The following is a 24,266-nucleotide window of genomic DNA, read 5'->3' on the forward strand; positions in this document are numbered from 1 at the left end:
TCGAAGGCAGGCTTTTCTAAATTTGGCTCCTCTGACTGGACTCGAACCAGTGACATACGGATTAACAGTCCGCCGTTCTACCGACTGAACTACAGAGGAATCGTGTGAACGGGGCGCATATTATCGATGACTGACGGTGTTGTCAAAGGCTGAATCGCCATAAAGCGTGCGACTGCTGACAATTTCAACAATCAAAAGCCTTTTATGATAAATCATGCCGAAATGCACCGTGATGGTGCATTTATACCCCTAATGGGGCATATCATGCGCTCATGGAAGCCACCAGTATTATCACAAACCCTTATTTTGCCGCACCAGCAGGGTGATGACGCCGCGACGTAAAACCTGGCAAGCATCTTGCAAAATACCTGTAACTTAATGGCCAGTAGTGGCATTCCCTTACAGGAGGCAAAATGAACTTAAGACGACTGAAGTATTTTGTGAAAATCGTCGATATCGGCAGTCTGACCCAGGCCGCTGAAGTCTTGCACATCGCACAACCGGCGCTGAGCCAGCAGGTAGCGACCCTGGAAGGTGAACTGGAGCAGAAACTGTTGATCCGCACCAAGCGAGGCGTCACGCCAACGGAAGCGGGGAAGATTCTCTATACCCACGCGCGGACCATTTTACGTCAGTGTGAACAGGCGCATCTGGCGGTACATAACGTTGGCCAGACGCTGAGCGGGCAGGTGGCAATTGGCCTTGCGCCGGGAACTGCGGCTTCGGCGATCACCATGCCGCTGTTGCAAACGGTGCGTAATGAACTTCCCGAGGTGAACGTATATCTGCAGGAATGCAGCGGCAGCGTATTGAATGACAAGCTGCTTGGCGGTCAGCTGGACATGGCGGTGCTGTATGAGCGTTCGCCGGTGGCGGGAGTGGTCAGCCAGCCGCTGCTGAAAGAGGATTTGTATCTGGTCGGTACGCAAAACTGTCCGGGGCAAAGCGTTGACCTTTCAGCCGTCGCGGAAATGAGCCTGTTTTTACCGCGCGACTATAGCGCCGTTTGCGCCCGGGTCACCGAAGCTTTCACTTTACGCCGCCTGTCGGCAAAAGTGATTGGCGAGATCGAATCCATCACCACATTAACTGCGGCAATCGCTAGTGGAATGGGCGTTACCGTATTGCCGGAATCGGCGGCGCGCGCGCTGTGTGCTACGGCTAATGGCTGGATGGCGCGCATCAGCACGCCGTCGATGAGTCTGTCGTTATCACTGAATACCTCGGCACGTGGCGGCTTATCTCCTCAAGCACAGGCCGTCAAAGATATCCTGCTGTCGCTGGTCAGTCGTCCGTCCCTGGAGAATCGTGAATTACAGCTGGTCAGTTAGGTTATATTCTTTTAAGGAATAAGTTGCTGGTTTTTATTATTTGTTTGCCGGGTAAACAGACTTTAACAATAGACATCATGTTATGTCTGAAGACCTGGGGGAAAAGGTGAATTTCCAGCAACTTAAAATTATTCGTGAGGCGGCCCGTCGGGATTACAACCTGACGGAGGTTGCTAACATGCTGTACACCTCGCAATCTGGCGTCAGCCGCCATATTCGTGAGCTGGAAGAAGAGTTGGGGATAGAAATCTTTATCCGTCGTGGTAAGCGTCTGCTGGGGATGACCGAACCTGGCAAAGCGCTGCTCTCTATTGCCGAAAGGATCCTCAACGAAGCCAGCAATGTCCGCCGACTGGCTGACCTTTTTACCAACGACGCTTCAGGCGTATTAACCATTGCCACCACGCATACTCAGGCACGCTATAGCCTGCCTCCGGTGATTAAAGCTTTTCGCGAACTGTTCCCCGACGTGCGGCTGGAGTTAGTGCAAGGGACGCCGCAGGAAATCGAAGCGCTGCTGCACAACGGCGGGGCGGATATTGGTATCGCCAGCGAGCGCTTAAGTAACGATCCGACGCTGGTGGCATTCCCCTGGTTCCGCTGGCATCACAGTTTGTTAGTGCCAAAAGATCATCCGCTGATTGAGGTTACGCCGCTGACGCTTGAGGCTATTGCACGCTGGCCGTTAATTACCTATCGGCAGGGGATCACCGGACGTTCGCGTATTGATGAAGCCTTCACCCGTAAAGGGCTGATGCCGGATATCGTTCTCAGCGCTCAGGATTCCGATGTCATTAAAACATACGTGGAGCTGGGCTTGGGCGTGGGGCTGGTGGCGGAGCAATCCGGCGATGCTCGCGAAGCGGATACCTTTACCCGTCTGGAAACACGCCATCTCTTTGATGCTAATACCGTTTGGTTGGGGTTAAAACGCGGTCAGTTACAGCGTAACTATGTCTGGCGTTTCATTGAACTGTGCAATGCCGGGTTGTCATTGGATGAGATTAAACGCCAGGCGATGGAGCCGGAGGAAGTGGCTATCGATTATCAAATCTGAGTGCGGGCAGCAGGCCAGCGGGAGGCGTCAAAGCAGCTATAATTCATTCACGTGAGTCGCGACTGAGGAAGGGAAAATGATGGTGCGGCGTATGAAGTTGCTTTGCTCTCTGGTGATGATGTTGGCCAGCTACAGCGCGTTGGCGGTAAGTTATCCGTTACCGCCGGAAGGGAGTCGTCTGGTTGGCAGCCCGATTAAAATTAGCGTGCCCGAGCGTAACACCCAGCCGCTGGAAACCTTTGCCGCGCAGTACGGGCAGGGGCTCAGCAACATGCTGGAGGCTAACCCCGGCGTCGATGTCTATTTGCCTAAATCCGGTAGTTCGTTGATTATCCCGCAGCAATTGATCCTGCCTGCCACCGTACGGAGCGGTATCGTAATCAACGTCGCCGAGATGCGGCTTTATTATTATCCGCCCGAGGGCACTACCGTCGAGGTGCTGCCGATCGGTATTGGCCAGGCGGGGCGTGAAACGCCGCGCAACTGGGTGACGACGGTGGAACGTAAACAGGAAGGACCTACCTGGGTACCGACGGCGAATACCCGTCGTGAGTACGCCAAAGAAGGTAAAACCCTGCCGGCGATGGTGCCCCCCGGGCCAGATAATCCGATGGGGCTATATGCTATCTATATCGGCAGGCTGTATGCCATTCATGGTACCAACGCCAATTTTGGCATTGGCCTGCGGGTGAGCCAGGGTTGTATTCGCCTGCGCAACGATGACATTAAATACCTGTTCGATAATGTGCCGGTCGGCACGCGAGTACAGATAATCGATCAGCCGGTGAAGTACACTACCGAGCCGGACGGCAGCCGCTGGCTGGAAGTTCATGAACCATTGTCGCGTAATCGTTCGGAATTTGAGTCAGACCGCAAAGTGCCGCTGCCGTATACCCCGGCAATACGCGAGTTTGTGCAGGGAGCGGGTGTAAACGTCGGTCGTGCGGATTATGCACTACAGCGGCGATCCGGGATGCCGGTGAATATTAGCAGTTCAGCGGGGGAAGCCAGTTTTTAAGCCATGAACGTTAAAAAGCAAAAAGCCTGCTCGAAAGCAGGCTTTTTAAATTTGGCTCCTCTGACTGGACTCGAACCAGTGACATACGGATTAACAGTCCGCCGTTCTACCGACTGAACTACAGAGGAATCGTGTGAACGAGGCGCATACTACTGGCCTCGCATTTTTGTGTCAACGCTAAATTTAAGCAACTGATTCGAATGGCTAAGTTTAATTCAAAGCGAGCTTTTAATGAACAATCCGCACGTCGTCTTCATCCAGCAGATCGTTTTCTCGTAAACGCTGTAGCGGATCTTGACGATAGAACTGACAGAACCGCTGCCATAGCGCCGGGAAACGGGGGGCGAAAAGCTCTGGGGCGCTAAAGAAATATTCAGATAGCACTGCAAAGCACTCAGCCGGATCGGTTGCCGCATAAGCATCAATGCTGGCGGCGCTTTCGCCGACCAAATCGATCTCATCCTGTATGTTGTTCATCGCCGCATGCAGATCGTGTTCCCAGCCAGCCACTTCTCGCAGAGGGATAAAAGGAACGCCGCTGGCGCGGTCGCCGTTGCGTGAATCCAGTTTGTGCGCGACCTCATGTACCACCAGATTAAAGCCGGAGGCGTCGAAAGAGTCCTGAATATCTAACCAGTTAAGGATAATGGGGCCCTGTTGCCAGCTTTGGCCGGATTGGACAACGCGTTGATTATGTACCAGGCCGATGTCATCTTCCCATTCGTCATCGACGACAAAGGGGGCAGGATAGATCAAGACTTCATGGAAGCCATCTAACCATTCAAGGCCAAGTTCCAGTACAGGCAGGCAAAAGAGGAGTGCGATACGCGCGCTGTGCAGGGGGGTTAACTCAAATCCCTGTAACGGCACCAGACGTTTTTGCTGTAAAAAACGTGCCGCCATTTGGCACAGCTGCTGCTGTTCCTGTTGAGTGAGGTTCGCTAAAACCGGAATGGCAACCGCTTGTTCCCATGGGATTTCGCCATTGCCTGTCTGTTCTTCTGCTTTCCACGGCCATTTAAACATCATATCGCTCGCAAAGTCGTCACTTGAACTCAATTTAAGGGACTGGAGCTATTAAAATGCCAAAGAACCTGGCATTATAGCAACCTCAACAGCGGAGAGATGCCGGAGCGGCTGAACGGACCGGTCTCGAAAACCGGAGTAGGGGCAACTCTACCGGGGGTTCAAATCCCCCTCTCTCCGCCACTATTCAATCACTTACGCCAAATCCCTTCAACGACATCCATCACACTTGGTATACTGTTGGTATATTCCGTCGCTATATTTTTATCAATCATCATCTTCTGAATCCTCGAAAATCGGTTGCTCCAGTGTCGGCGAAACGGTCAATTTGCGGTCATAAACCCGTACCTGACGCTCTGTTTTATCACCGCAGAAAGTTGTTTAACTTCGCGTGAATTTCACACAAATAGCAGTTGTAAGAAGTATCGCGACCAGGCAACCCTAAAAGGCTTCAGAATAGGGAACTGGTTTGCCCGCAGGCTCATAAAATGTCAGGGCCGGTAAGTTGTCAGCCACCCACCGGTAAAAACGTGGTCATGAACTCATCTTGTCACTACACGACTTGAGCGATAATTTACGTAACAGAGCCTCTTCATGTGTAGTGCGGTGATGATTATTCTGCATAAAATCGATTCACTGAATTTACCATCGTAAACATGCTAGCGTGTATAGTCAGCTTGACGGGGTGAATGGATTACATTAAAAAGTTGCAGTTTGTTGATACTTCAACTCCTGCAACTATAAAAAGATCTGATGCGTTGATAGCCAGTAAGAATAAAAACTCTTTTCTTACGGGATAGGATTCACTCGAATAAGAGAGAAAGAGTATTTATTGGCGAAGAAGTATCTTTCTCCAGAACCCTTCTGTTGTGAGCTTGCAAGTCACTTCTGAATATTTTTTTCGCTGTGCTTTTGATGTAATAATTATCTTTAAGGTATTAAAGAGTATCTTGATAAACCCTAAGGCCTGCTGTTTTTTTGATGCTTCAGCAATATAACCATTTTTAGTGCTTCGATCGTAATAAAAGATCTTCTTGTACCTAAAAATCTGTCTCAGCGACACGCCTGATGTTTTTTCCTGATAAATAATTTTGTTTTTTGAAGGCGCCAGAAATCCATTTAACGTAATAATTCTGAAAAATCGCCGTGATTTTTTTTCGAAATTACACTTAAACTCTACACTATTATCTGGAGGAGATATCGGTTTCATTTTTTCATTAAAAGTAATAGAGTTTAATTCTTCTCGAACATCCTTCATGTCTGCATTATTTTCCCAAAAATCGGGAGCGCCATAAACATGTTTGAAAGCCAGGTTGATGGCGGCTGCACTACCATATTGATGAGCAAGCAGGCTTTTTAGATGAAATGAAATATATGTACCAATTATGTCTTTAACTGGTCGGCCAAAATATAACATATTCACGAGATGATTTCGCGTATCAAGGTAGGCGGTCAACGGTGAGGTCTTAGAGGAGAAATCTTCCTCCGCGTAACAAGCAATGCCATTTGTTGTTAATATATCAAAATCGTTCATCATGCCGAATAAGATATCATCACCGCGAACAAAAAAAGGAAATGCAAAACTCTTGACGTGATTTATCGGGAATGCAAAGAACCACCACGCGCCATAATTAGGGAATTGTATTAGAGTTTCTGTTTTTACCAGGGATTCCACATCATTTAATCGCCACCCTGAGTAAATAGGATGACATACCCTATCAAAAAATGCTCCCTTCTCAACTAAAGAGTCGGGGCGCGCACCTGCGAATAACGAACCAGAAACTGCAGCATTGTCGTTTAACGCATAACTCAATATCGAGTATGTCTTTTTAATGCATTCAGCTTCACAACTTGCATCATCATCCATGAATAATGTATGGGTGAAATCACCTTCATCAATGTAATGAAGTAGGCCTCTCATAAATCCACCCGCACCTCCGGTATTTTTATTTGGAATGACCTTAATTCCATTAGCCTCATTAGCTGTTATATTATTGGAGTTATCAATAACAGTAAAATCAATTAGTCCGCGATAGTTATCATCTTCTAATATTTCTCGCTTTATTCTCATCATTGATGGGATAACGTATTTTTTTCTATCAAAATGTGTAATTGATATCCCAAGCTTAACCTCTCTGCGGGGAGACTGTTTGGTAAACCATTCCCCGCTATTAAGGGAGACAATTCCATCTATCGGAATTATTTCAATATATATAATGCCTCGATTGAGAGTGTTGCCCAAATCCAGGGTGAATATTTCTCGAGTGAGGTTATCCAGTGCCACGGTCGCCGATGCTAGCTCATATTTTGAATTTTCTTCTGTAATGAGCATCGCGCTGATTTTGGCTAACCCAGTGCCTGATGCATTGAACGCGAGATCGTGTATTCCGCATTTTTCTTTCCAGAGAATAGTGGAAAAACCATTGTAATAGGTATCAAAAGAAATTTTCCCTCCGGGAAATATGGTAATGATATTTCCCGAAAATGAAAAAAGGCTCCCTCTGATGTACATGCTTTCAGAAGCCCCAAACCTGGCGTTTGGCATAACCAACCGCTGTAAGCATTTTGCTGTTTCCATTATTCCTCTTTTTGATTATTTAAAGCGCGATAAAAAATTGAAATGGACGGTTAACAACTAACCGAGATGATTGTTTACAATACTAGTACCTGGCTATCGCAACCAAATGGCAAACCTGATCAATATTATTGACCATCCGTATTGGTCGCTATTGATGTCGCAATTGTAAGAGAAAACGAACCCCATTACTTTGTTCACGGGTCATGAGATTTTACATATCATAAGACTTATCCATGCGAATTTGAGTCGTTTTCCTGCCTTGCGGTTGGAAACTTATTGTCTCTTGTCATACATGTATTTGCTTACTTTAGAACAACACGCATCGCAGAGATAATCTTTCTCAGCCATTAATCTTTCGAAGAACCCTAGCTTTTTACCGCAGCGCATGCAGTGTTTACATTTAAATAATTTCACTTTGCAATTATACCAATTTGTCGTTTTTTCAATCAATGCATATCAGACAGCTAAGCCTGCTGTAGTCATGCTCTTCATAACAGGTTTAACGTGTTGTGATGCGACACGACATAACTTTCACGCCGTAAACCAGCCCGGTTATTACCTGTTTAAGAGTCACAAAATGTTCTTCCCTGTGAAGGGGATATTTTAAAGGCGTATTTTTCGTGTGGATAATTGTTATGACAGATCGATTTTGTTAAATCGATCGGTCAAAACGATCATTTTTGTAGGGGTATTCCATCCCGGTGCAGAAATCGTGGGAGATGTAGGGGGCGAGAGGAGAGAGCCAGCCAGCAATCGAATAGAAGAGTTGCCGGATAATCATCAGTGCAGGGGCGAGAAAATACTGTCCGATCGTGCCAATCATTTTGCCAGATAGTTCATAAGAGCCGTATGCCAACCCAATATTGCTGGATGTAAAATCAATGTAATATAGTAAAATTATTAATTAGCTGATTTTTATGTCGTTAGAATAGGTTCTGAACAGCGGATTAGGGGCAACTTTATTGGGGGAGCAAATCTCCCGCTTTCCTGAACCGTGGGGGCTGGAGCCATTTCCAGGACGAAAGTTTAAATGACTTCAATGGCTGGATGTATGCCGATGCCGCGATCGGCTGACTGCTAAAAACGAAAAAAGCCTGCCCGTGGCAGGCTTTGGTGATGCGGGGCTCTTAGAACTGGTAGACCAGGCCCAGCGCGACTACGTCATCAGTCGCGATGCCGTTAGCGCGATAGAAGTAGTCGTCTTCGTCCAGCAGGTTGATTTTCTAATCAACGTAGGTGGACATGTTTTTGTTGAAGTAGTAAGTCATACCCACATCAACGTATTTAACCAGGTCTTTGTCGCCGCTGTTGTACAGGTCTTTACCTTTAGATTGCAGATAAGCGACGGATGGACGCAGCGGTAAACCGAAATCGTCGAACTGATACTGGGCAACAACTTCGAAGTTCTGCGTCTTGTTGGCAATACCGCCGCCAAGATTGCTGGTGGATTTACCGAAGGAAGTCATGTTGCGGGTTTCCGCGTACATTGCGGCCAGGTAGATGTTGTTAGCATCGTATTTCGCGCCCACGGTCCAGGCATCGGCTTTATCGCCGCCGGCGTAAGCGCTGTTGGCCGCTGCGGCCACCTGATTGTTGGTACGGTCAGAAGAAGCATACGCCGCGCCGAAGCTGATGCCCATGCCGAGATCGTAGGAAGAGGAGATACCGAAACCGTCGCCATTTTCACGGGCCAGTTTACGATCACCGCCGTTATTGGTGCCTTCGCCGGAGCCAGCGTTTTCGTTATTACCCTGATACTGCAGAGCAAAGCTCAGACCATCAACCAGGCCGAAGAAATCGCTGTTACGATAGGTCGCCACGCCGTTGGTACGGCCAAGCATGAAGACGTCAGTTTGGGTGTAGCTGTCGCCGCCGAATTCCGGCAGTACGTCGGTCCACGCTTCGACATCATAGATAACGCCGTAGTTACGGCCGTAGTCCAGAGAACCGTAGTCAGCAAATTTCAGACCCGCGAAGCCCAGACGGGTCCAGGAGTTAGCGCCTTCACCTTCAGTGGTGTTCGCCTGAATATTGTATTCCCACTGGCCGTAGCCGGTCAGCTGATCGTTGATCTGCGTTTCGCCTTTCACGCCTAAACGCGCGTAGGTTTGGTCGCCATCTTCAGAAGCATCGTCAGAGAAATAGTGCAGACCGTCAACTTTTCCGTAGAGGTCAAGCTTGTTGCCGTTTTTGTTATAAATTTCCGCAGAGTGCGCCGCGCCTGCTGCTAATAACGCCGGCAGCATAATAGCCAATACTTTTCTTTTCATTATGTATTCCCTTTAATCATAATTAATATGAATTGTCTAATTCCCTGTGGAATGACGAATTGATACTAGCCGCTTAAGTTCATTTTTAATTAAATAAAAAATGTAATAAAAGTATATTAAAATATTTCAAAATATTTATTTTATATTCAATATATGTATTTTTTATTCTTTGGGTGATTAATATTTCTGTGGTTTATTGGTGTTTTATTTTTCTTGTTGATATTAATGTTCTTTAAATTATCTCTTGAAATAACATTTGCATTGTAAATAATATAAAATATGACAGATTATATATTGATAAATTATATTTGGAATAATGTTGCTTTATAATTAATGGCGCTACATTTCATCAAATCGTCTTATTTAAAAGCATGACCACATCCGTAGTATATAGAGAGCGCCCCAATCCTGCGTTCGCGGGTGGCCGAAAGCGCTCACACCATACTCATGCTTCCAGATAAGCACGATAATTGTATAATGTGACACACATCACAACTGTGTGATTGGAGATCATGCGCAGTGGTTGACGTATGGAGAAGGATTTAATGGACACTAAAGCGAAACGGAGCCCCGGTGGAAAGCTGGCGTTATGGGCTTTTTACGCCTTTTGCGGTTACTTTGTATGGGCGATGGTGCGGTACTGGTGGATAGTGGGGCGTATTCAAAGCATTCCCGGCGCCAGCATTGATGGTGAATTGGGTTCAACGGCAGGCAAATGGATTGGCGCGCTACTGGGTTTCTTGGTGCTGGGAGGTGTGGGGTCCATCCTTGGGGCGATAGCCTGGTACACGCGTCCCCAAATTCAGGGACATGAACAGCACGATTAAAGTTGCTATGCTCACAGCGGGTCCAGGCATCAGGAAAAGCTCATGTTATTAGCTGAATGGCAACAACGATTTGAAAACTGGTTAAATGCGCATCATGCGCAGGAAGATGCGGCTCATGATATATCTCACTTTCGCCGTGTCTGGAGTACCGCGCAGCAACTGGTCGGCGATAGCGACGCTGACCAGTTGGTTATCCTGACGGCCTGCTACTTTCACGATATTGTCAGCCTGGCTAAAAATCACCCTCAACGTCATCAGTCCTCACGGATGGCGGCAGAAAAAACGCGGTCTATCCTGCAAAGCGCTTTCCCCGACTTTCCCGCCGACCGTTATCCTGCGGTTATGCATGCTATTGAAGCGCATAGCTTTAGTGCGGCTATATTACCGCAAAGCGTAGAGGCGAAAATTGTGCAAGATGCAGATCGTCTGGAGGCTCTGGGCGCGATTGGCCTGGCTCGTGTCTTTGCTGTTTCCGGCGCGTTGAACACTATTTTGTTTGATGCTGACGACCCCTTTGCTGATCAGCGCGATCTTGATGACAAGAAATATGCCCTCGACCATTTTCAGAGTAAATTGCTACGCCTGCCTGAGACCATGCAAACGGAGCAGGGGAGAGCGCTGGCGGTGCATAATGCCCAATTTCTGGTGCAATTTATGGCGAAGCTGAGCGCCGAACTGCGCGGCAACCCTCTGTCGTTGGATGAGGCGGTTTTGCGCCGCTTTGCGCCTGCGGTTTAAATCCGTTGCGACTATTTGTGGTACTCTCTGCAAAAATTGTCCGTGCTGGTTGAGGTTATGCCGCAAAATTTACCAAAAGAAAAGCTCCTGTCTGAGCCGGCAGGGGAACACGCGCAGGCGTTATTGCGCCAGCTGATGACGATATATGATGTCAAAACCCTGGTTGCACAGCTGGTTGCTGTTGGCGATCAGCACTGGAGCCCGGCGATAGTCAAACGGGTGGCGACGGTGAGCCGTGCGGCAAGCCGGTTGACGAACGCGGAGTGTGCGCATCTGGCGAGCCTTTTACCGATTCCGCCGCGCCATCATCCCGACTATGCGTTTCGTTTTATCGATCTCTTCGCCGGCATCGGCGGCATTCGCCACGGCTTTGAAGCTATTGGCGGGCAGTGCGTATTTACCAGCGAGTGGAATAAACACGCTGTTCGTACCTATAAAGCTAACTGGTATTGCGATCCACAGGAGCACAGCTTTAACGCCGATATCCGCGAAATCACTCTCAGCCAGCGCAGCGATATCAGTGATGAAGAGGCGGCGAAGTCTATCCGCGAGGCGATCCCGCAACATGATGTGCTGCTGGCGGGCTTCCCCTGCCAGCCCTTTTCCCTCGCCGGGGTATCAAAGAAAAATGCCATGGGACGCGCCCATGGTTTTGCCTGTGAAACTCAGGGAACACTGTTTTTTGATGTCGTCAGAATTATTGCCGCCCGCCGTCCGCCGATCTTCGTGCTGGAAAACGTCAAGAATCTGAAAAGTCACGATCAAGGAAGAACCTTCCGCATTATCATGCAAACGCTGGATGAGCTTGGCTATGAGGTGGCGGATGCCGATCATGCAGGCGCCGAGGATCCCAAAGTTATCGATGGGCGTCATTTCCTGCCGCAGCACCGCGAGCGTATTGTGCTGGTGGGTTTCCGTCGTGACTTACAGTTGCATGAAGGATTTACGCTGCGCGATATCGCCAGTTTGTATCCGCCGCAGCGGCCAACCTTCGGTGAGTTATTAGATCCGACCGTCGATGCTAAATTCATCCTGACGCCGGTTCTGTGGAAGTATCTTTACCGGTACGCGCGTAAACATCAGGCGCGTGGCAACGGTTTTGGCTACGGTCTGGTCGACCCGACTCATCCAGGCAGCGTCGCGCGAACGCTCTCTGCTCGCTACTACAAAGATGGCGCTGAGATCCTGGTGGATCGCGGTTGGGATAAGGCATTAGGCGAAAAGCATTTTGACGATCCTCAGAATCAACTGCGTCGCCCGCGGCGCTTAACGCCGCGTGAATGCGCAAGGTTGATGGGATTCGAAGCGCCGGGAGAGCACCGTTTTCGTATTCCGGTTTCCGATACTCAGGCCTATCGCCAGTTTGGCAACTCGGTGATTGTTCCGGTGTTTGCCGCGGTGGCGAAGCTGCTGGCGCCGCGAATTGCCGTCGCGGTAAAGCAACGTGTTGCCGGAGAGAGCGATGGCGGACGTTCACGATAAGGCCACGCGTAGTAAAAATATGCGCGCTATCGCTACCCGCGATACGGCTATTGAGAAGCGGCTGGCGGCGCTACTGACGCAGGCCGGGTTCACTTTTAGCGTTCAGGCGGCATCGCTTCCTGGGCGGCCTGATTTTCTGCTGCCTGACTACCGCTGTGTTATCTTCACCCACGGCTGCTTTTGGCATCATCACCACTGCTATCTGTTTAAAGTACCGGCGACGCGCACCGATTTTTGGCTAAAAAAGATTGGTGCTAACGTGCAGCGCGATCGCCGCGACCTGGCGCTGTTGGTAGAACAAGGTTGGCGGGTGCTTATTGTCTGGGAGTGCGCGCTCCGCGGGAGGCTGAAATTAAGCGATGAAGCCCTAAACGAGCGTCTGGAGGAGTGGATCTGCGGCGGCGGGGATTGCGCGCAGATCGACACTCACGGCATCGGTATTATCGATCCGATTGACAAGGCGTAACGGTTGAACGGGCAGGGAAGAGATATTTACCCAGCGTCACCAACACGACCGCGAAAATAATCACCGCCAGCGCCAGCCATTCGATCAAGGAGAGACTTTCGCCGCCAAACCCGGTTCCCAGTAGCACGGCGACAACCGGGTTTACATAGGCATAGCTGGTAGCAACCGCCGGCGTTACGTTACGTATCAGATACATATAGGCGTTAATGGCAATAAGCGAGCCAAAAATGGCCAGATAAGCAACAGCAAAAATACCGGACCAGGACGGCATTTGAGTGAGTTTCTCCCCCGAGAGCCCCGATGCCGCAGACAGCACAATCCCTGCCGCCAGCATTTCAATCGCTCCAGCCATCATCCCGGTTGGTAATTCAATACGCGAACCGTAAACCGAGCCAAACGCCCAGCTCAGGGAACCAATCAGAATCAGCAATGCACCCCAGGGGTTGCCGCTGAGGTTGCCGCCGCTATTGAGCATCACAATTCCCGCCAGGCCGATCGCGATACCGAACCATTCCAGCTTGCGTGTGGCAATGCCAAAAAAACGGCTGAAACAGAGCGTAAACAGCGGTACGGTGGCGACCATTACCGCAGCGATACCTGATGGTACATGCTGATGTTCTGCAAGGGTGACGAAGCCATTACCGACGGCGAGCAACAGGATACCTATCAGTGCAGCATTAAGTAGCGGCCGGCGGGCCGGGAGTTTATGGCCGGTGGCCAACAAATAGATGAGCAACACGCCCCCGGCAGAGAGAAAGCGGATCCCGGCCATCATCAACGGCGGCCAACTGGCGACGCCAATCGCGATAGCAAAATAGGTTGAACCCCAAATGATATACAGCGCAAACAGCGCGCCGATTAGGGGTAACAGTTGACGGGTAGACATACTTCCTCACGACGAAAAAAGATAGAAAGGGGACATATAGTTAACGTGAAAACTAACGTGCTGGCGAGCGCTTTCAATGTGATTTTTTTGTTATTTTTTTGTTGACTAGTGACATCTCTGGGCGAGAGGGCGCTTTTGCCTCATACTCTATGTTTCATAAACAGAAATTGAAGGAAGTACATTTTGGCAGGAAGTAGTCTTTTAACCTTATTGGACGATATTGCCACGCTGCTGGACGATATCTCCGTCATGGGAAAACTGGCGGCCAAGAAAACGGCTGGCGTACTGGGCGATGATCTTTCTCTCAATGCGCAGCAGGTCACTGGCGTAAGGGCCAACCGCGAGCTCCCGGTAGTATGGGGGGTAGCAAAAGGCTCGTTTCTGAATAAAGTGATTCTGGTGCCGCTGGCGTTACTCATCAGCGCATTTATTCCCTGGGCTATTACGCCGCTTTTGATGCTCGGCGGCGCTTTTCTCTGCTTTGAAGGTTTTGAAAAAGTGCTGCATAACCTGCATGCGCGTAAGAATAAGGAAGACCCGAAACTGCGTCAGCAGCGTCTGGAAACGCTCGCAGCCCAGGATCCGCAGGCCTTTGAACGCGATAAAGTAAAAGGAGCGATCCGTACCGATTTTATCTTATCAGCCGAAATCGTCGCGATAACCCTGGGTATTGTGGCTGATGCGCCATTGCTTAATCAGATCCTGATTTTATCCGGTATCGCCATCCTCGTGACCGTTGGGGTTTACGGCCTGGTGGGCGTCATCGTCAAGCTGGATGACATGGGCTATTGGCTGGTAGAGAAAAAAAGCGTACTGGCACAATGGATAGGAAAAGCTCTCCTGGCCATCGCGCCGCGGTTGATGAAAATTCTGACTTTCGTCGGTACCCTGGCGATGTTTCTGGTTGGCGGCGGTATCGTGGTTCACGGCGTAGCGCCGCTGCATCATTTCATCGAAAATCTTGCCCATGGGCTGAGCGGTATACTGGCATCCATAATGCCTGTGGTCGCTAATCTGGTGCTAGGATTTATCATTGGCGCTATCGTCTTTGGCGTCGTAAAAGCGATAACCGCATTGCGCGGTAACGCGAAATAAATCCCAGCGCCGGTTACGCAAGATGGGCCGGCGTCGTCTAAGGTGAAACTGTTTCTCCCTGATACCGGAGGCAAAAATGGTCTTGTTGGTCAGTGATGAAGTCAGACGGAAAAGCGGCGGGCCGCGAATGGTCGTCACCGGCATCGCCGGCGACATGGTGGAGTGCCGGTGGTATGACGGTCACGTCGTACAGCGTGAAGCCTTCCGTGAAGATGAGCTGGTCCGCGGCGAAGGGCAACGTTCGCAGCATAATTAGATGTGCAGCGCCCGCTGGTGCGGGCGCTTTTTATATTGATTACGTTCGGACAAGGAGCGTTGATGTCGTTGGTTTCTTTGACCGTACTGCGAGTAAATAATGGATAAGCCGCTGTGGCCAAAAAAGTTCCGTCGCCTCTTCAATCCGGGGCGTGTGGTTAATATCTGTTTCATCGTGGTGCTGTTCTTTTCTACGTTACTCATCTGGCGAGAAATCCGGGTACTGGAAGAGGCCTACGTCGCCAATCAACGTAATAATCTTGAGAACGTGGCCCATGAAATGGATGGGCTGTTGCAATTTAATCTTAATCGGCTGCTCTTTTTCCGCAACAGCATGCAATCGGCGCTGGAGAACCCGCTGGATTTCGCCATTCTGCGCCGGGCCGAGCAGGAGTACATCAGTAAACGTCACGATCCTATCTGGTCAGTCGAGCTAAATAACCGGCGTACCCTGACGGTATACGGAGTCTCCGATTCTTTTGTCGACGCAGATGACCTGTTGTCGCGTAACAATCCTCAGGCCAGCAATGAATTGATGGCTACCCTTGAGCTTGGCTATCTTCTGCGTTTGACCAACAATAACCGAATCTTCAGCGAGCGCATGTCCTACGTTTCTCGCAGCGGCTTTTACACCACCACCGATGCTCCGCGCAGTTCAAGCCAGGTGCTGGCGCAGTTTTCGCGAGATACGGGGTCAGCATGGTTTATGCGGCAAACCCAGCGTGATAATCCGGGGCGAGGGATCCTCTGGCAAACCACCCAGCAGGAAGATGGGTATACGCAACCGCAGGTGGTTACGGCCTCGATTCCTCTGGATTATGAGCACTACTGGCTGGGCGTGCTGGCGATGGATTTTTCCATCCGCGACCTGCAGAATTTTCTCGTCAGTGCGGTAAAAGGAGGCCAGATGGGCGAGTATCAGCTGTATGACAAGCAGCTCAACTTGCTGGCCTCTTCGGCGCCGGATGATGTGCTGACGCCGCTCTCGCCCGAGGAACAAGAAAAACTGCGCTATGCGTTGGCCAATGATAACCATGGTGGCATACGCCAGTTAACCCGTTATATCAGTTGGGAAAAGATCCGTAACTTTGACGGCCTACTATTGCATATTCATACCCTGAAGGAGGGCGTGCGTGGTGATTTCGGGACGATTTCCATCGCCCTGACCCTGATGTGGTTAATGTTTACCCTCATGCTGATCGTGTCCTGGTTGGTTATCCGCCGTATGGTCATCAATATGAGCGTGTTACAGGCGTCGCTTGAATGGCAGGCCTGGCATGATGCTTTAACACGGCTGTTAAATCGCGGCGCCCTGTTTGAGAGGGCGATTGCGGCGGCCCGAAACTGCCGGCGGAATAATCAGCCCATATCCGTCATTCAGCTGGATCTGGATTATTTTAAAGGTATTAATGATAAACACGGACACCAGGCCGGAGACCGCGTTTTAACGCTGGTGGGAAGCACCATTATGGGGCAGATCCGCGAGGAGGATATTGCCGGCCGCGTTGGCGGCGAAGAGTTCTGTATCGTTCTACCCAACACGCAACTGTCGCAAGCACGCGCGATTGCTGAGCGTATTCGTCTGCGTATCCATAGCCGGGAGATATTATTGCACAACAGCGTTAGTCTGCGGATCAGCGCCTCGCTGGGGGTTAGTAGTAGCGAGATATCAGAGGAGTTTAACTTTGAGGAGCTGCAGTCGATTGCCGATCATCGCCTGTATCTGGCAAAGCAGAATGGACGTAACCGGGTTTGTTCGGCTGGATAGGACTCGATAATGTGAAATTGCTCACCTTTTCTGCCGCGTTGATATTCTTCGGTATAGGAAAATTCCTAAAAAACTCACCACTTCGGCGCACCGTTCGTAACAGAACGATAAGGGGCAAGCCTTGTCACGCCTGGGTTATTAAATTGGATGTAAATATAAGCCGCATTTCTCAATAATTCTCATCATCAATACTTCTTGTCATGCAAAATAATTGAGGATAATGTCTTCCATGCATCGGATTTCCCGGTGTAACGAATTTTCAAGTGCTTCTTGCATTAGCAAGTTTGATCCCGACTCCTGCGAGTCGGGATTTTTTTCACCTGTGCTTAACGGTTGGCTTCAGTCACGCTAAAGTCATGAATATCAAGCTCAAAAGCTTCAGCCAGCTCGCGCCAGGTGTGTTCGTTGCGACCATCGATACTGACATGGTGCGGATCATCTTCACTACGATGTACTTCGCTTTCGCTTATCTCATTGATCGCCGCCAGTAGGGCATCGACATTAACGTCAATCCCGTCTGTATTCGTCACACCGCGGTCTTTAGCGGATTTCATCATCACTACCTCGCTCGGCTCTGACAGGGCCTCTTTAAGTATAGACGGTCTATAAAAACGCCAGTTGCGCTGGCTGAACGCTGCGTGAAGGCAGGTTTTGTTCTACACTGGCTCAAAACGAGAGGAGGCGAGTTATGCAGGTAAACGATCGTGTCACGGTAAAGACCGACGGTGGCCCACGTCGTTCGGGGGTAGTACTGGCAATTGAGTCGTTTAGTGAAGGAACCATGTATCTTGTGGCGCTGGAAGACTACCCGCTGGGGATCTGGTTTTTCAATGAAGTGGGGCACCCGGACGGCATTTTTGTTGAGAAAGCTGAGTAGGCCCGATTCAGAAACTGGCGGCGATACCCGCCAGTTTGCCATCAGCGCATATTGACGTAAATGCCGGAAGTAATGTTTTCAGCCAATCGAACAATATGATAAATCACCTGTTTATTATGCGTCTGGATCTTTTTCTTAATATTACCTTTATGTGACGAGACGGTTTTTGCTTTGATATTCATCTGTCTTGAAATATGTGAAGTCGCGTGCCCGGCCATCCACATCTGCAGCATATTCGATTCTGCCTGACTGAGCGATAAAGTAGGAATGCGGGTGCGTAATTGGTTTAGATTATTGGCGGTATCGGTTTGTAGATAATTACCCAGAATGTTATCAAGGTCTTTCGGCGTTAGCGATTTTGAACTGATAAGTAGATTCTTGCGCACAAGTAAATAGTGGTCAAAATGGATGTTTGCCAGGGACATAAAAATAACAAATAAGGTATCGGGGTTGGTGGTAATGATGTCGCGGATAAGTTGGTTGCTCTCTTCGTGATGTATAAAACAGTCCTCGTTGAGAAACACAACCGCCGGACGCAGTGATTCGCAGCGCTCCTTCAAACTTAGTGCACTACGCACCTCAATGATATCGCGCTTCTTTATTCCCCGGCTTGCCAGATATCCGGTTAAACCTAGCCGGGTATAGCTGCACAAATCCATGATAATCGTTGACATGACCCATCCTCAATCAACACGTAACGATAATTCATCTGGCGCCTGGCCGTGTGATGAAGTCCATTTTTATAACGCCTGACTTTATGCGGAAAGCATTAGCCAGACTAAACTATTTGCTAATAATACTCATAATTTGCCAGGAATATTCTTAAAGTAAAGCCATAGAAAAAGAATAATCAGTTCCTGACAGTAATAATGCCCGGCGCTGGGGCATGGCGTCGCGACTATTTCAATTTATTTTCGGATTATCCTTATGAGGCGGCAGTCAATTAAATGGATGTTATCGGTGTTGTATTCAAAAAATGCATTTTTCATTCATGTTTCATACAACTAATAATAATCGGTAAGAGTAAATGCCGGGATTGGCGGTGAGGTTAAGCAACGGGCGCATCGTGCAGGGGTGGCGGCCTTAACGCTTTAATGCCACAATACTTTTTTATCGGTTTGTGGGATGGATGATGAAAAAGATTGTTATGGCTGGCGCGCTGCTTGCTTTGGCCGGATGCGTACAGGTTGATACCTATCAGGCAGTGGTTAAAGCGCCAGCGCCTGCAGGGTTGGAAGGGTTCTGGCAATCGAAGGGACCGCAAAGCGCGATGGTAAGCCCTGAGGCGATTGCGACGTTTATCGTCACTAAAGACGGGGATACCCTCGATTGCCGTCAGTGGCAGCGGGTGATTGCTGAGCCGGGGAAATTAATGAACCGCGATGACCAGGTCTACAATGTGACCAGCAGCCTTGATATTTATCCTATTGAACGTAATGGAAATACGCTGGAATATGACCGAATGACGTTAACCCGCGTCGAGCGCTTAACGCCGGAGTGCGAAGAGGCCTGGAAAAAGAACCTGGCGGCGAGTAAAACCGCGCCATAATCGATTTTTGGCGGGCCGGCTTAAGCCGGCCCGTGTGCTTTAAAGCACCTCTTCAATGACCCAGACGCTGACGCTACCAGCGTTACAGGTAAATACGGCATTGCCCTCGTCGTCGGTTTCAATCACCTCCTGGCGATTATTAAGAAAATCCTTCCAGCGTTTATTGGCGTAATTCTCGCCAAGCGGCAGCGTTTTCTCGCCATCATCGCCGTTAGAAAGCACCACCACGCAGCCCGGGTGCTCATCGGTACCGCTGCGGCTAAAGGCAATACAGTTAGGGTGATCGAACCACAGCGTTTGTACGCCGTGGGCGAAACGCTGACGGGCGTCGATGAGCTCATGAAGTTGCTCGATAACCGGCATCTCGATGGCGTAAGTCTGGCCATCTCCGCCGGTATCTTCATAGCTTGCGCCGAACAGGTCGGCGTAAAATACCGAGGGAACACCGTTTTCACGCAGTAAAATCAGCGCATAGGCTAGCGGCTTAAACCAGGCTTCGACCGGCGCTTCCAACGCCTGAAGCGGTTGAGTGTCATGATTCGTCACCAACGTAACCGCATGGAAGGGATCGGCTTCAACCAGCGTGCCGGTAAAGATTTGACTCATGTCGTAATCGCGCCCCTGACGTGAGGCTTCATGGAATTTCATCTGCAGTGGTGCATCAAACAGCATGGTATTACCGTCTACAAGATCGATATACTGCTGTAGTTTATCCACCTCATGCGACCAGTATTCGGCAACAATAAAGAGTGGTTTTTCGCTGGAACTCTGTACGTGCTCAATCCACTCTTTATAAAACCATGCCGGAATATGTTTGACGGCATCAAGGCGAAAACCATCGCAGCCAGTCTGTTCAATGACCCAGCGGGCCCAGTATTTTATCTCCTCGGTGACGGCATGGTTGCGGAAATCGATATTTTCGCCCATGAGATAATCGAAGTTGCCCATTTCATCGTCGACCTGATCGTTCCAGCCGTCGCCGGTGTAGTCATTAACCACCTTGAATACGCCATCTTCATCGGGATTTTCGATATGGTCGATACCGCTAAAACATTTATAGTCCCAGATGAATTGTGAATATTGTCCACCACGGGCAGGGAAGGTATAGCGAGTCCAGGCTTCACATTCGATGATTTCTTCCGAAATTTGCGTGCGGTCCTGTTCATCAACGCGTTGTACGCGAATGCGTTCTTTCTCATCGGCGCCCATCTTATGATTAACGACGACATCAAGTAGGACGGCAATTTGATGCTCTTTTAGCGCCTTAATTGCCGCCAATAACTGGGCCTTATCGCCATATTTGGTGGCAACCGATCCTTTCTGATCGAATTCCCCGAGGTCGAAAAGATCGTAGCTATCATAGCCAACCGAATAACCGCCGGAGGCACCCTTATAGGCGGGCGGCAACCAAATCATATTAATGCCAATTTCGTTAAGATTTGGCGCAAGGGCTTCTACTTCCCGCCATAGCTCGCCACCTTCCGGGTAATACCAATGAAAACATTGCAACAACGTGGGATTTTTCATCTTCCATGCTCCTGGCGTCATCAAGCTGACCTTTGCAGTATGGGAGATAACTGGCAAATATGAATAATTTCGTTGCTTTTTCGCTATACCCTAAATGGCTGCATATATAATAAATTGGCATAAGATGTAGCGGATAGATGTTGGTAGGCTACTGCTAAACGCCTTACACTACACGAAAATCTCATCATATTCGGGGTATCTATGAAACTAGCACTTCTGGGTCGTCAGGCGCTGATGGGCGCAATGGCCGTAGCATTGATGGCTGGTGTGAGCGTGAAAACTTTCGCCGCTGAAAATCTGCTTAATCAGGTCAAAGAGCGCGGCACGCTGCGCGTTGGCCTGGAGGGCACATACCCGCCATTTAGTTATCAAGGTGATGATGGCAAACTGACCGGTTTTGAAGTTGAGTTTGCCAATGAGCTGGCGAAACACATCGGTGTGAAAGCGGACCTCAAACCTACTAAATGGGACGGTATGCTGGCTTCACTTGATTCCAAACGAATTGATGTGGTGATTAACCAGGTCACTATTTCCGACCAGCGTAAGAAAAAATACGACTTCTCCACCCCGTATACTATTTCTGGTATTCAGGCGCTGGTGAAAAAGGGTAACGAAGGCGTGATTAAAACCGCAGCGGACCTGAAAGGCAAAAAAGTCGGCGTTGGCCTGGGCACCAATTATGAAGAGTGGCTGCGCCAGAATGTACAGGGCGTTGATATTCGTACCTACGATGATGACCCGACAAAATATCAGGACCTGCGCGTAGGCCGTATTGACGCTATTCTGGTCGATCGCCTGGCAGCGTTGGATTTAGTGAAGAAAACCAACAATACCCTGGCCGTAACCGGTGAAGCATTCTCCCGTCAGGAATCCGGCGTGGCGTTGCGTAAAGGTAATGAAGATCTGCTGAAAGCGGTGGACACCGCCATTGCCGATATGCAGAAAGATGGCAGCCTGAAGGCGCTTTCAGAAAAATGGTTTGGTGCTGACGTCACTAAGTAACGTCTGCAGATGAAAAAAGGCGCTGATAATGGCGCCTTTTTTTATTTCGCACGCAACTGCGTGCATAATAAGGATAACTGAGTCTGGAGGTGCCATGTCACTACAAAATTTAACGCGTTTTCCGCGCCTGGAATTTATTGGCGCGCCGACGCCGCTCGAATATCTACCGCGCCTGTCCGATCATCTCGGGCGGGATATATTTATTAAACGTGATGATGTTACCCCCATGGCGATGGGCGGAAATAAACTGCGCAAGCTGGAATTTCTTGCCGCTGATGCGCTGCGCGAGGGCGCTGATACGCTGATTACCGCTGGAGCCATTCAGTCCAACCATGTGCGTCAGACGGCGGCCGTCGCCGCGAAACTGGGTCTGCACTGCGTCGCGCTGTTGGAAAATCCGATAGGCACTCGTGCTGAAAATTATCTGACCAACGGTAACCGCCTGCTGCTGGATCTGTTCAATACTCAGGTCGAGATGTGCGATGCATTGACCGATCCTAACGCGCAGCTTGAGGAGCTGGCGACTCGTATTGAAGCGCAGGGATATCGCCCTTATGTCATTCCGGTTGGCGGTTCTAACGCCCTTGGCGCGTTGGGGTATGTCGAAAGCGCGCTGGAAATCGCCCAGCAGTGTGAAGGGGCGGTGGAGATCTCCTCGGTAGTGGTCGCCTCCGGTAGCGCGGGTACTCACGCAGGGCTAGCCGTTGGCCTGGAACAGCTAATGCCGAACGCAGAATTAATTGGGGTGACCGTGTCACGTAGCGTTGCCGACCAGTTGCCGAAAGTGGTTGCGCTGCAGCAAGCCGTTGCGAATAGCCTTGAATTACAGGCCAAAGCGGAAATTACCTTGTGGGATGATTATTTCGCTCCCGGATACGGTACGCCCAATGAAGAAGGCCTGGAAGCGGTGAAACTACTGGCGCAGCTGGAAGGTATCCTGCTGGATCCCGTCTACACCGGCAAGGCTATGGCCGGTCTGATTGACGGCATTAATCAGAATCGCTTTAAGGATGAGGGGCCGATTCTGTTTATCCATACTGGCGGCGCACCAGCGCTGTTTGCTTATCATCCGCACGTTTAATGCAGAATTAATAGAATGCACGAAAGTATCCAACTGGTCATTGATTCCGCACCATACCTGTTAAAGGGCGCGGTTTTTACGTTACAACTGAGCATCGGCGGCATGTTCTTTGGTCTGCTGCTGGGCTTTATCCTCGCACTGATGCGCATGTCGTCCATCTGGCCGATCAGATGGCTGGCGCGGATGTATATCTCCATTTTCCGCGGAACTCCGTTGATTGCTCAACTGTTTATGATCTATTACGGTCTGCCGCAGTTCGGCATTGAGTTGGATCCTATTCCGGCGGCGATGATTGGCCTGTCGTTGAATACCGCGGCCTATGCGGCGGAAACGTTGCGAGCGGCAATTGCCTCTATAGATAAAGGGCAGTGGGAAGCGGCAGCGAGTATCGGTATGACGCCGTGGCAGACCTTGCGACGGGCTATTTTACCCCAGGCTGCCCGCGTGGCGCTGCCGCCGCTCTCTAACAGCTTTATCAGCCTCGTCAAAGATACTTCGCTGGCGGCGACGATTCAGGTACCGGAACTGTTCCGTCAGGCGCAGTTAATTACCTCGCGTACGCTGGAGGTCTTTACGATGTATCTGGCCGCCTCGCTGATCTATTGGGTGATGGCGACCGTACTCTCAACCTTGCAGAATTATTTTGAAAATCAGCTGAATCGCCAGGAGCGTGATCCAAAATGAGTGCGATTGAAGTCAAAAAACTGGTGAAGAAATTCCACGGGCAGACCGTGCTGCACGGTATCGATCTCGAGGTTCAGGAAGGGGAAGTGGTGGCAATTATCGGCCCTAGTGGCTCCGGTAAAACCACGCTGTTGCGCAGCATTAACCTGCTTGAGCACCCCGAAAGCGGTACCATTCGCGTGGGTGATGTGACTATCGATACGTCGCGTAGTATTAGCCAGCAAAAAGGGCTGATCCGCCGCCTGCGTCAGCATGTTGGCTTTGTGTTTCAGAACTTCAATCTGTTTCCGCATCGTACGGTGCTGGAAAATATTATTGAAGGGCCGGTTATCGTAAAAGGCGAAGATAAGAACGAGGCCATTTCTCTGGCGCGTGAGCTGCTGGCAAAGGTGGGGTTATCGGGAAAAGAGAATAGCTATCCGCGTCGTTTATCCGGTGGGCAGCAGCAGCGTGTGGCAATTGCCCGCGCGTTAGCAATGCGCCCGGACGTTATCCTTTTTGATGAGCCGACTTCTGCATTGGATCCTGAGTTGGTGGGCGAGGTGCTCAACACCATACGCCAGCTGGCGCAGGAGAAACGTACCATGGTTATTGTGACCCATGAGATGAGCTTCGCTCGTGATGTCGCCGACCGCGCCATTTTCATGGATCAGGGACGTATCGTCGAACAAGGTAAGGCCAGAGAGCTATTTGCTAATCCTCAGCAGCCGCGGACGCGTCAGTTCCTTGAGAAATTTTTAATGCAGTAA

General features: G+C 49.9%; 22 protein-coding genes, 3 tRNA genes and 1 pseudogene. 17 read left to right on the top strand and 9 right to left on the bottom strand.

Translation table 11 applies throughout. The features are described 5' to 3' along the window. Positions 1 to 23: 23 nt before the first annotated feature. Positions 24 to 99 (bottom strand) — tRNA-Asn (locus ABLV78_RS08820). A gap of 314 nt (positions 100 to 413) precedes the next feature. Between ABLV78_RS08820 and nac the strand changes: the two genes are divergently transcribed. The 3 genes from nac (at position 414) to ldtA (ending at position 3,406) form a co-directional block, all read left to right on the top strand. Then, positions 414 to 1,331: a nitrogen assimilation transcriptional regulator NAC gene (gene nac, locus ABLV78_RS08825; RefSeq protein ID WP_045390201.1), complete on the top strand. Its 918-nt coding sequence runs from the start codon at positions 414 to 416 to the stop codon at positions 1,329 to 1,331. Positions 1,332 to 1,437: 106 nt separating this feature from the next. Next, positions 1,438 to 2,388, top strand: a complete 951-nt coding sequence (gene cbl, locus ABLV78_RS08830; RefSeq protein WP_045390486.1) for an HTH-type transcriptional regulator Cbl — start codon at positions 1,438 to 1,440, stop codon at positions 2,386 to 2,388. 76 nt (positions 2,389 to 2,464) lie between these two features. After that, positions 2,465 to 3,406, top strand: coding sequence for a L,D-transpeptidase LdtA (ldtA, locus tag ABLV78_RS08835; RefSeq protein WP_045390203.1), 942 nt, complete (start codon positions 2,465 to 2,467; stop codon positions 3,404 to 3,406). 52 nt (positions 3,407 to 3,458) lie between these two features. Here the strand turns inward: ldtA and ABLV78_RS08840 are convergent. Together ABLV78_RS08840 and mtfA are read right to left on the bottom strand one after the other, a co-directional pair. Beyond that, positions 3,459 to 3,534, bottom strand: a tRNA-Asn gene (locus tag ABLV78_RS08840). Positions 3,535 to 3,634: 100 nt separating this feature from the next. Next, complete coding sequence (gene mtfA, locus ABLV78_RS08845; protein ID WP_161801904.1) at positions 3,635 to 4,435, bottom strand: DgsA anti-repressor MtfA; 801 nt, start codon at positions 4,433 to 4,435, stop codon at positions 3,635 to 3,637. A 90-nt stretch (positions 4,436 to 4,525) separates the two neighbouring features. Between mtfA and ABLV78_RS08850 the strand changes: the two genes are divergently transcribed. Then, positions 4,526 to 4,615: transfer RNA gene (locus ABLV78_RS08850), tRNA-Ser, on the top strand. 646 nt (positions 4,616 to 5,261) lie between these two features. Here ABLV78_RS08850 and ABLV78_RS08855 read toward each other — a convergent pair. Together ABLV78_RS08855 and ompC are read right to left on the bottom strand one after the other, a co-directional pair. Continuing rightward, positions 5,262 to 7,010, bottom strand: a complete 1,749-nt coding sequence (locus tag ABLV78_RS08855; protein ID WP_047045506.1) for a glycosyltransferase — start codon at positions 7,008 to 7,010, stop codon at positions 5,262 to 5,264. A gap of 1,127 nt (positions 7,011 to 8,137) precedes the next feature. Next, positions 8,138 to 9,280: pseudogene (ompC, locus tag ABLV78_RS08860) on the bottom strand (porin OmpC). Positions 9,281 to 9,825: 545 nt separating this feature from the next. On the opposite strand from ompC, the gene drpB reads away from it, so the two are divergent. The 4 genes from drpB to ABLV78_RS08880 are packed head-to-tail and all read left to right on the top strand — an operon-like array spanning position 9,826 to position 12,793. Continuing rightward, entirely contained in the window at positions 9,826 to 10,107 is a 282-nt protein-coding gene (gene drpB / locus ABLV78_RS08865) for a cell division protein DrpB (protein ID WP_045390212.1), read from the top strand. A gap of 42 nt (positions 10,108 to 10,149) precedes the next feature. Then, positions 10,150 to 10,845: a phosphohydrolase gene (locus tag ABLV78_RS08870; RefSeq protein ID WP_045390215.1), complete on the top strand. Its 696-nt coding sequence runs from the start codon at positions 10,150 to 10,152 to the stop codon at positions 10,843 to 10,845. A gap of 57 nt (positions 10,846 to 10,902) precedes the next feature. Then, positions 10,903 to 12,327 (top strand): DNA cytosine methyltransferase, encoded by a 1,425-nt coding sequence (locus tag ABLV78_RS08875; RefSeq protein ID WP_047045510.1) that lies wholly within the window; start codon positions 10,903 to 10,905, stop codon positions 12,325 to 12,327. Next, the gene (locus ABLV78_RS08880) at positions 12,308 to 12,793 is read left to right on the top strand and encodes a very short patch repair endonuclease (RefSeq protein WP_045390221.1); all 486 of its coding nucleotides are present in this window, start codon (positions 12,308 to 12,310) and stop codon (positions 12,791 to 12,793) included. Before ABLV78_RS08875 ends, ABLV78_RS08880 begins: the two co-directional genes overlap by 20 nt. Here ABLV78_RS08880 and yedA read toward each other — a convergent pair. Beyond that, on the bottom strand, positions 12,768 to 13,679 hold the full coding sequence (gene yedA, locus ABLV78_RS08885; RefSeq protein ID WP_045390224.1) for a drug/metabolite exporter YedA: 912 nt from the start codon (positions 13,677 to 13,679) through the stop codon (positions 12,768 to 12,770). The two genes, ABLV78_RS08880 and yedA, sit on opposite strands and share 26 nt — an antisense overlap. 183 nt (positions 13,680 to 13,862) lie before the next feature. On the opposite strand from yedA, the gene ABLV78_RS08890 reads away from it, so the two are divergent. The 3 genes from ABLV78_RS08890 to dgcQ all read left to right on the top strand — a co-directional run bounded on the left by ABLV78_RS08890 (position 13,863) and on the right by dgcQ (position 16,797). Continuing rightward, complete coding sequence (locus tag ABLV78_RS08890; RefSeq protein WP_045390227.1) at positions 13,863 to 14,774, top strand: DUF808 family protein; 912 nt, start codon at positions 13,863 to 13,865, stop codon at positions 14,772 to 14,774. A gap of 76 nt (positions 14,775 to 14,850) precedes the next feature. Continuing rightward, positions 14,851 to 15,030 carry a YodC family protein gene (locus ABLV78_RS08895; RefSeq protein WP_045390229.1) on the top strand — a complete coding sequence of 60 codons (180 nt, stop codon included), beginning with the start codon at positions 14,851 to 14,853 and terminating at the stop codon, positions 15,028 to 15,030. 99 nt (positions 15,031 to 15,129) lie between these two features. Beyond that, on the top strand, positions 15,130 to 16,797 hold the full coding sequence (dgcQ, locus tag ABLV78_RS08900) for a cellulose biosynthesis regulator diguanylate cyclase DgcQ (RefSeq protein WP_047045512.1): 1,668 nt from the start codon (positions 15,130 to 15,132) through the stop codon (positions 16,795 to 16,797). Between the two features lie 326 nt (positions 16,798 to 17,123). On the opposite strand, the gene yodD is transcribed toward dgcQ, so the two are convergent. Continuing rightward, positions 17,124 to 17,351, bottom strand: a complete 228-nt coding sequence (gene yodD / locus ABLV78_RS08905; RefSeq protein WP_045390235.1) for a YodD family peroxide/acid resistance protein — start codon at positions 17,349 to 17,351, stop codon at positions 17,124 to 17,126. 134 nt (positions 17,352 to 17,485) lie between these two features. Here yodD and dsrB point away from each other — a divergent pair, with 134 nt between their 5' ends. Next, entirely contained in the window at positions 17,486 to 17,674 is a 189-nt protein-coding gene (gene dsrB / locus ABLV78_RS08910) for a protein DsrB (protein WP_015365898.1), read from the top strand. A 41-nt stretch (positions 17,675 to 17,715) separates the two neighbouring features. Here dsrB and rcsA read toward each other — a convergent pair whose 3' ends face one another. Next, positions 17,716 to 18,348 carry a transcriptional regulator RcsA gene (gene rcsA / locus ABLV78_RS08915; RefSeq protein ID WP_047045514.1) on the bottom strand — a complete coding sequence of 211 codons (633 nt, stop codon included), beginning with the start codon at positions 18,346 to 18,348 and terminating at the stop codon, positions 17,716 to 17,718. 455 nt (positions 18,349 to 18,803) lie between these two features. On the opposite strand from rcsA, the gene yedD reads away from it, so the two are divergent. Further along, entirely contained in the window at positions 18,804 to 19,223 is a 420-nt protein-coding gene (gene yedD, locus ABLV78_RS08920) for a lipoprotein YedD (protein ID WP_161801938.1), read from the top strand. A gap of 39 nt (positions 19,224 to 19,262) precedes the next feature. Here the strand turns inward: yedD and amyA are convergent, their stop codons facing one another. Then, on the bottom strand, positions 19,263 to 20,750 hold the full coding sequence (gene amyA, locus ABLV78_RS08925; protein ID WP_047045519.1) for an alpha-amylase: 1,488 nt from the start codon (positions 20,748 to 20,750) through the stop codon (positions 19,263 to 19,265). Between the two features lie 201 nt (positions 20,751 to 20,951). Here amyA and tcyJ point away from each other — a divergent pair, with 201 nt between their 5' ends. From tcyJ to tcyN, 4 genes are all read left to right on the top strand, one after another. Then, complete coding sequence (gene tcyJ, locus ABLV78_RS08930) at positions 20,952 to 21,752, top strand: cystine ABC transporter substrate-binding protein (protein ID WP_045376245.1); 801 nt, start codon at positions 20,952 to 20,954, stop codon at positions 21,750 to 21,752. A 94-nt stretch (positions 21,753 to 21,846) separates the two neighbouring features. Continuing rightward, positions 21,847 to 22,833: a D-cysteine desulfhydrase gene (gene dcyD, locus ABLV78_RS08935; protein WP_045390247.1), complete on the top strand. Its 987-nt coding sequence runs from the start codon at positions 21,847 to 21,849 to the stop codon at positions 22,831 to 22,833. A gap of 15 nt (positions 22,834 to 22,848) precedes the next feature. Then, entirely contained in the window at positions 22,849 to 23,517 is a 669-nt protein-coding gene (gene tcyL / locus ABLV78_RS08940; RefSeq protein ID WP_020078444.1) for a cystine ABC transporter permease, read from the top strand. Next, complete coding sequence (tcyN, locus tag ABLV78_RS08945; RefSeq protein WP_045390250.1) at positions 23,514 to 24,266, top strand: L-cystine ABC transporter ATP-binding protein TcyN; 753 nt, start codon at positions 23,514 to 23,516, stop codon at positions 24,264 to 24,266. The genes tcyL and tcyN overlap by 4 nt, the downstream gene beginning before the upstream one ends.

Source organism: Klebsiella sp. CN_Kp075, from assembly GCF_040065055.2.
Classification (GTDB): Bacteria; Pseudomonadota; Gammaproteobacteria; order Enterobacterales; family Enterobacteriaceae; genus Klebsiella; species Klebsiella aerogenes.

Coding starts and splice junctions, on each gene's coding strand:
- tcyN (WP_045390250.1), top strand. CDS start 23,514: ATGAGTGCGATTGAAGTCAAAAAACTGGTGAAGAAATTCCACGGGCAG.
- tcyL (WP_020078444.1), top strand. CDS start 22,849: ATGCACGAAAGTATCCAACTGGTCATTGATTCCGCACCATACCTGTTA.
- tcyJ (WP_045376245.1), top strand. CDS start 20,952: ATGAAACTAGCACTTCTGGGTCGTCAGGCGCTGATGGGCGCAATGGCC.
- yodD (WP_045390235.1), bottom strand. CDS start 17,351: ATGAAATCCGCTAAAGACCGCGGTGTGACGAATACAGACGGGATTGAC.
- dcyD (WP_045390247.1), top strand. CDS start 21,847: ATGTCACTACAAAATTTAACGCGTTTTCCGCGCCTGGAATTTATTGGC.
- ABLV78_RS08880 (WP_045390221.1), top strand. CDS start 12,308: ATGGCGGACGTTCACGATAAGGCCACGCGTAGTAAAAATATGCGCGCT.
- ABLV78_RS08895 (WP_045390229.1), top strand. CDS start 14,851: ATGGTCTTGTTGGTCAGTGATGAAGTCAGACGGAAAAGCGGCGGGCCG.
- ABLV78_RS08855 (WP_047045506.1), bottom strand. CDS start 7,010: ATGGAAACAGCAAAATGCTTACAGCGGTTGGTTATGCCAAACGCCAGG.
- amyA (WP_047045519.1), bottom strand. CDS start 20,750: ATGAAAAATCCCACGTTGTTGCAATGTTTTCATTGGTATTACCCGGAA.
- yedD (WP_161801938.1), top strand. CDS start 18,804: ATGATGAAAAAGATTGTTATGGCTGGCGCGCTGCTTGCTTTGGCCGGA.
- ABLV78_RS08870 (WP_045390215.1), top strand. CDS start 10,150: ATGTTATTAGCTGAATGGCAACAACGATTTGAAAACTGGTTAAATGCG.
- drpB (WP_045390212.1), top strand. CDS start 9,826: ATGGACACTAAAGCGAAACGGAGCCCCGGTGGAAAGCTGGCGTTATGG.
- dsrB (WP_015365898.1), top strand. CDS start 17,486: ATGCAGGTAAACGATCGTGTCACGGTAAAGACCGACGGTGGCCCACGT.
- nac (WP_045390201.1), top strand. CDS start 414: ATGAACTTAAGACGACTGAAGTATTTTGTGAAAATCGTCGATATCGGC.
- rcsA (WP_047045514.1), bottom strand. CDS start 18,348: ATGTCAACGATTATCATGGATTTGTGCAGCTATACCCGGCTAGGTTTA.
- dgcQ (WP_047045512.1), top strand. CDS start 15,130: ATGGATAAGCCGCTGTGGCCAAAAAAGTTCCGTCGCCTCTTCAATCCG.
- mtfA (WP_161801904.1), bottom strand. CDS start 4,435: ATGATGTTTAAATGGCCGTGGAAAGCAGAAGAACAGACAGGCAATGGC.
- yedA (WP_045390224.1), bottom strand. CDS start 13,679: ATGTCTACCCGTCAACTGTTACCCCTAATCGGCGCGCTGTTTGCGCTG.
- ldtA (WP_045390203.1), top strand. CDS start 2,465: ATGATGGTGCGGCGTATGAAGTTGCTTTGCTCTCTGGTGATGATGTTG.
- ABLV78_RS08875 (WP_047045510.1), top strand. CDS start 10,903: ATGCCGCAAAATTTACCAAAAGAAAAGCTCCTGTCTGAGCCGGCAGGG.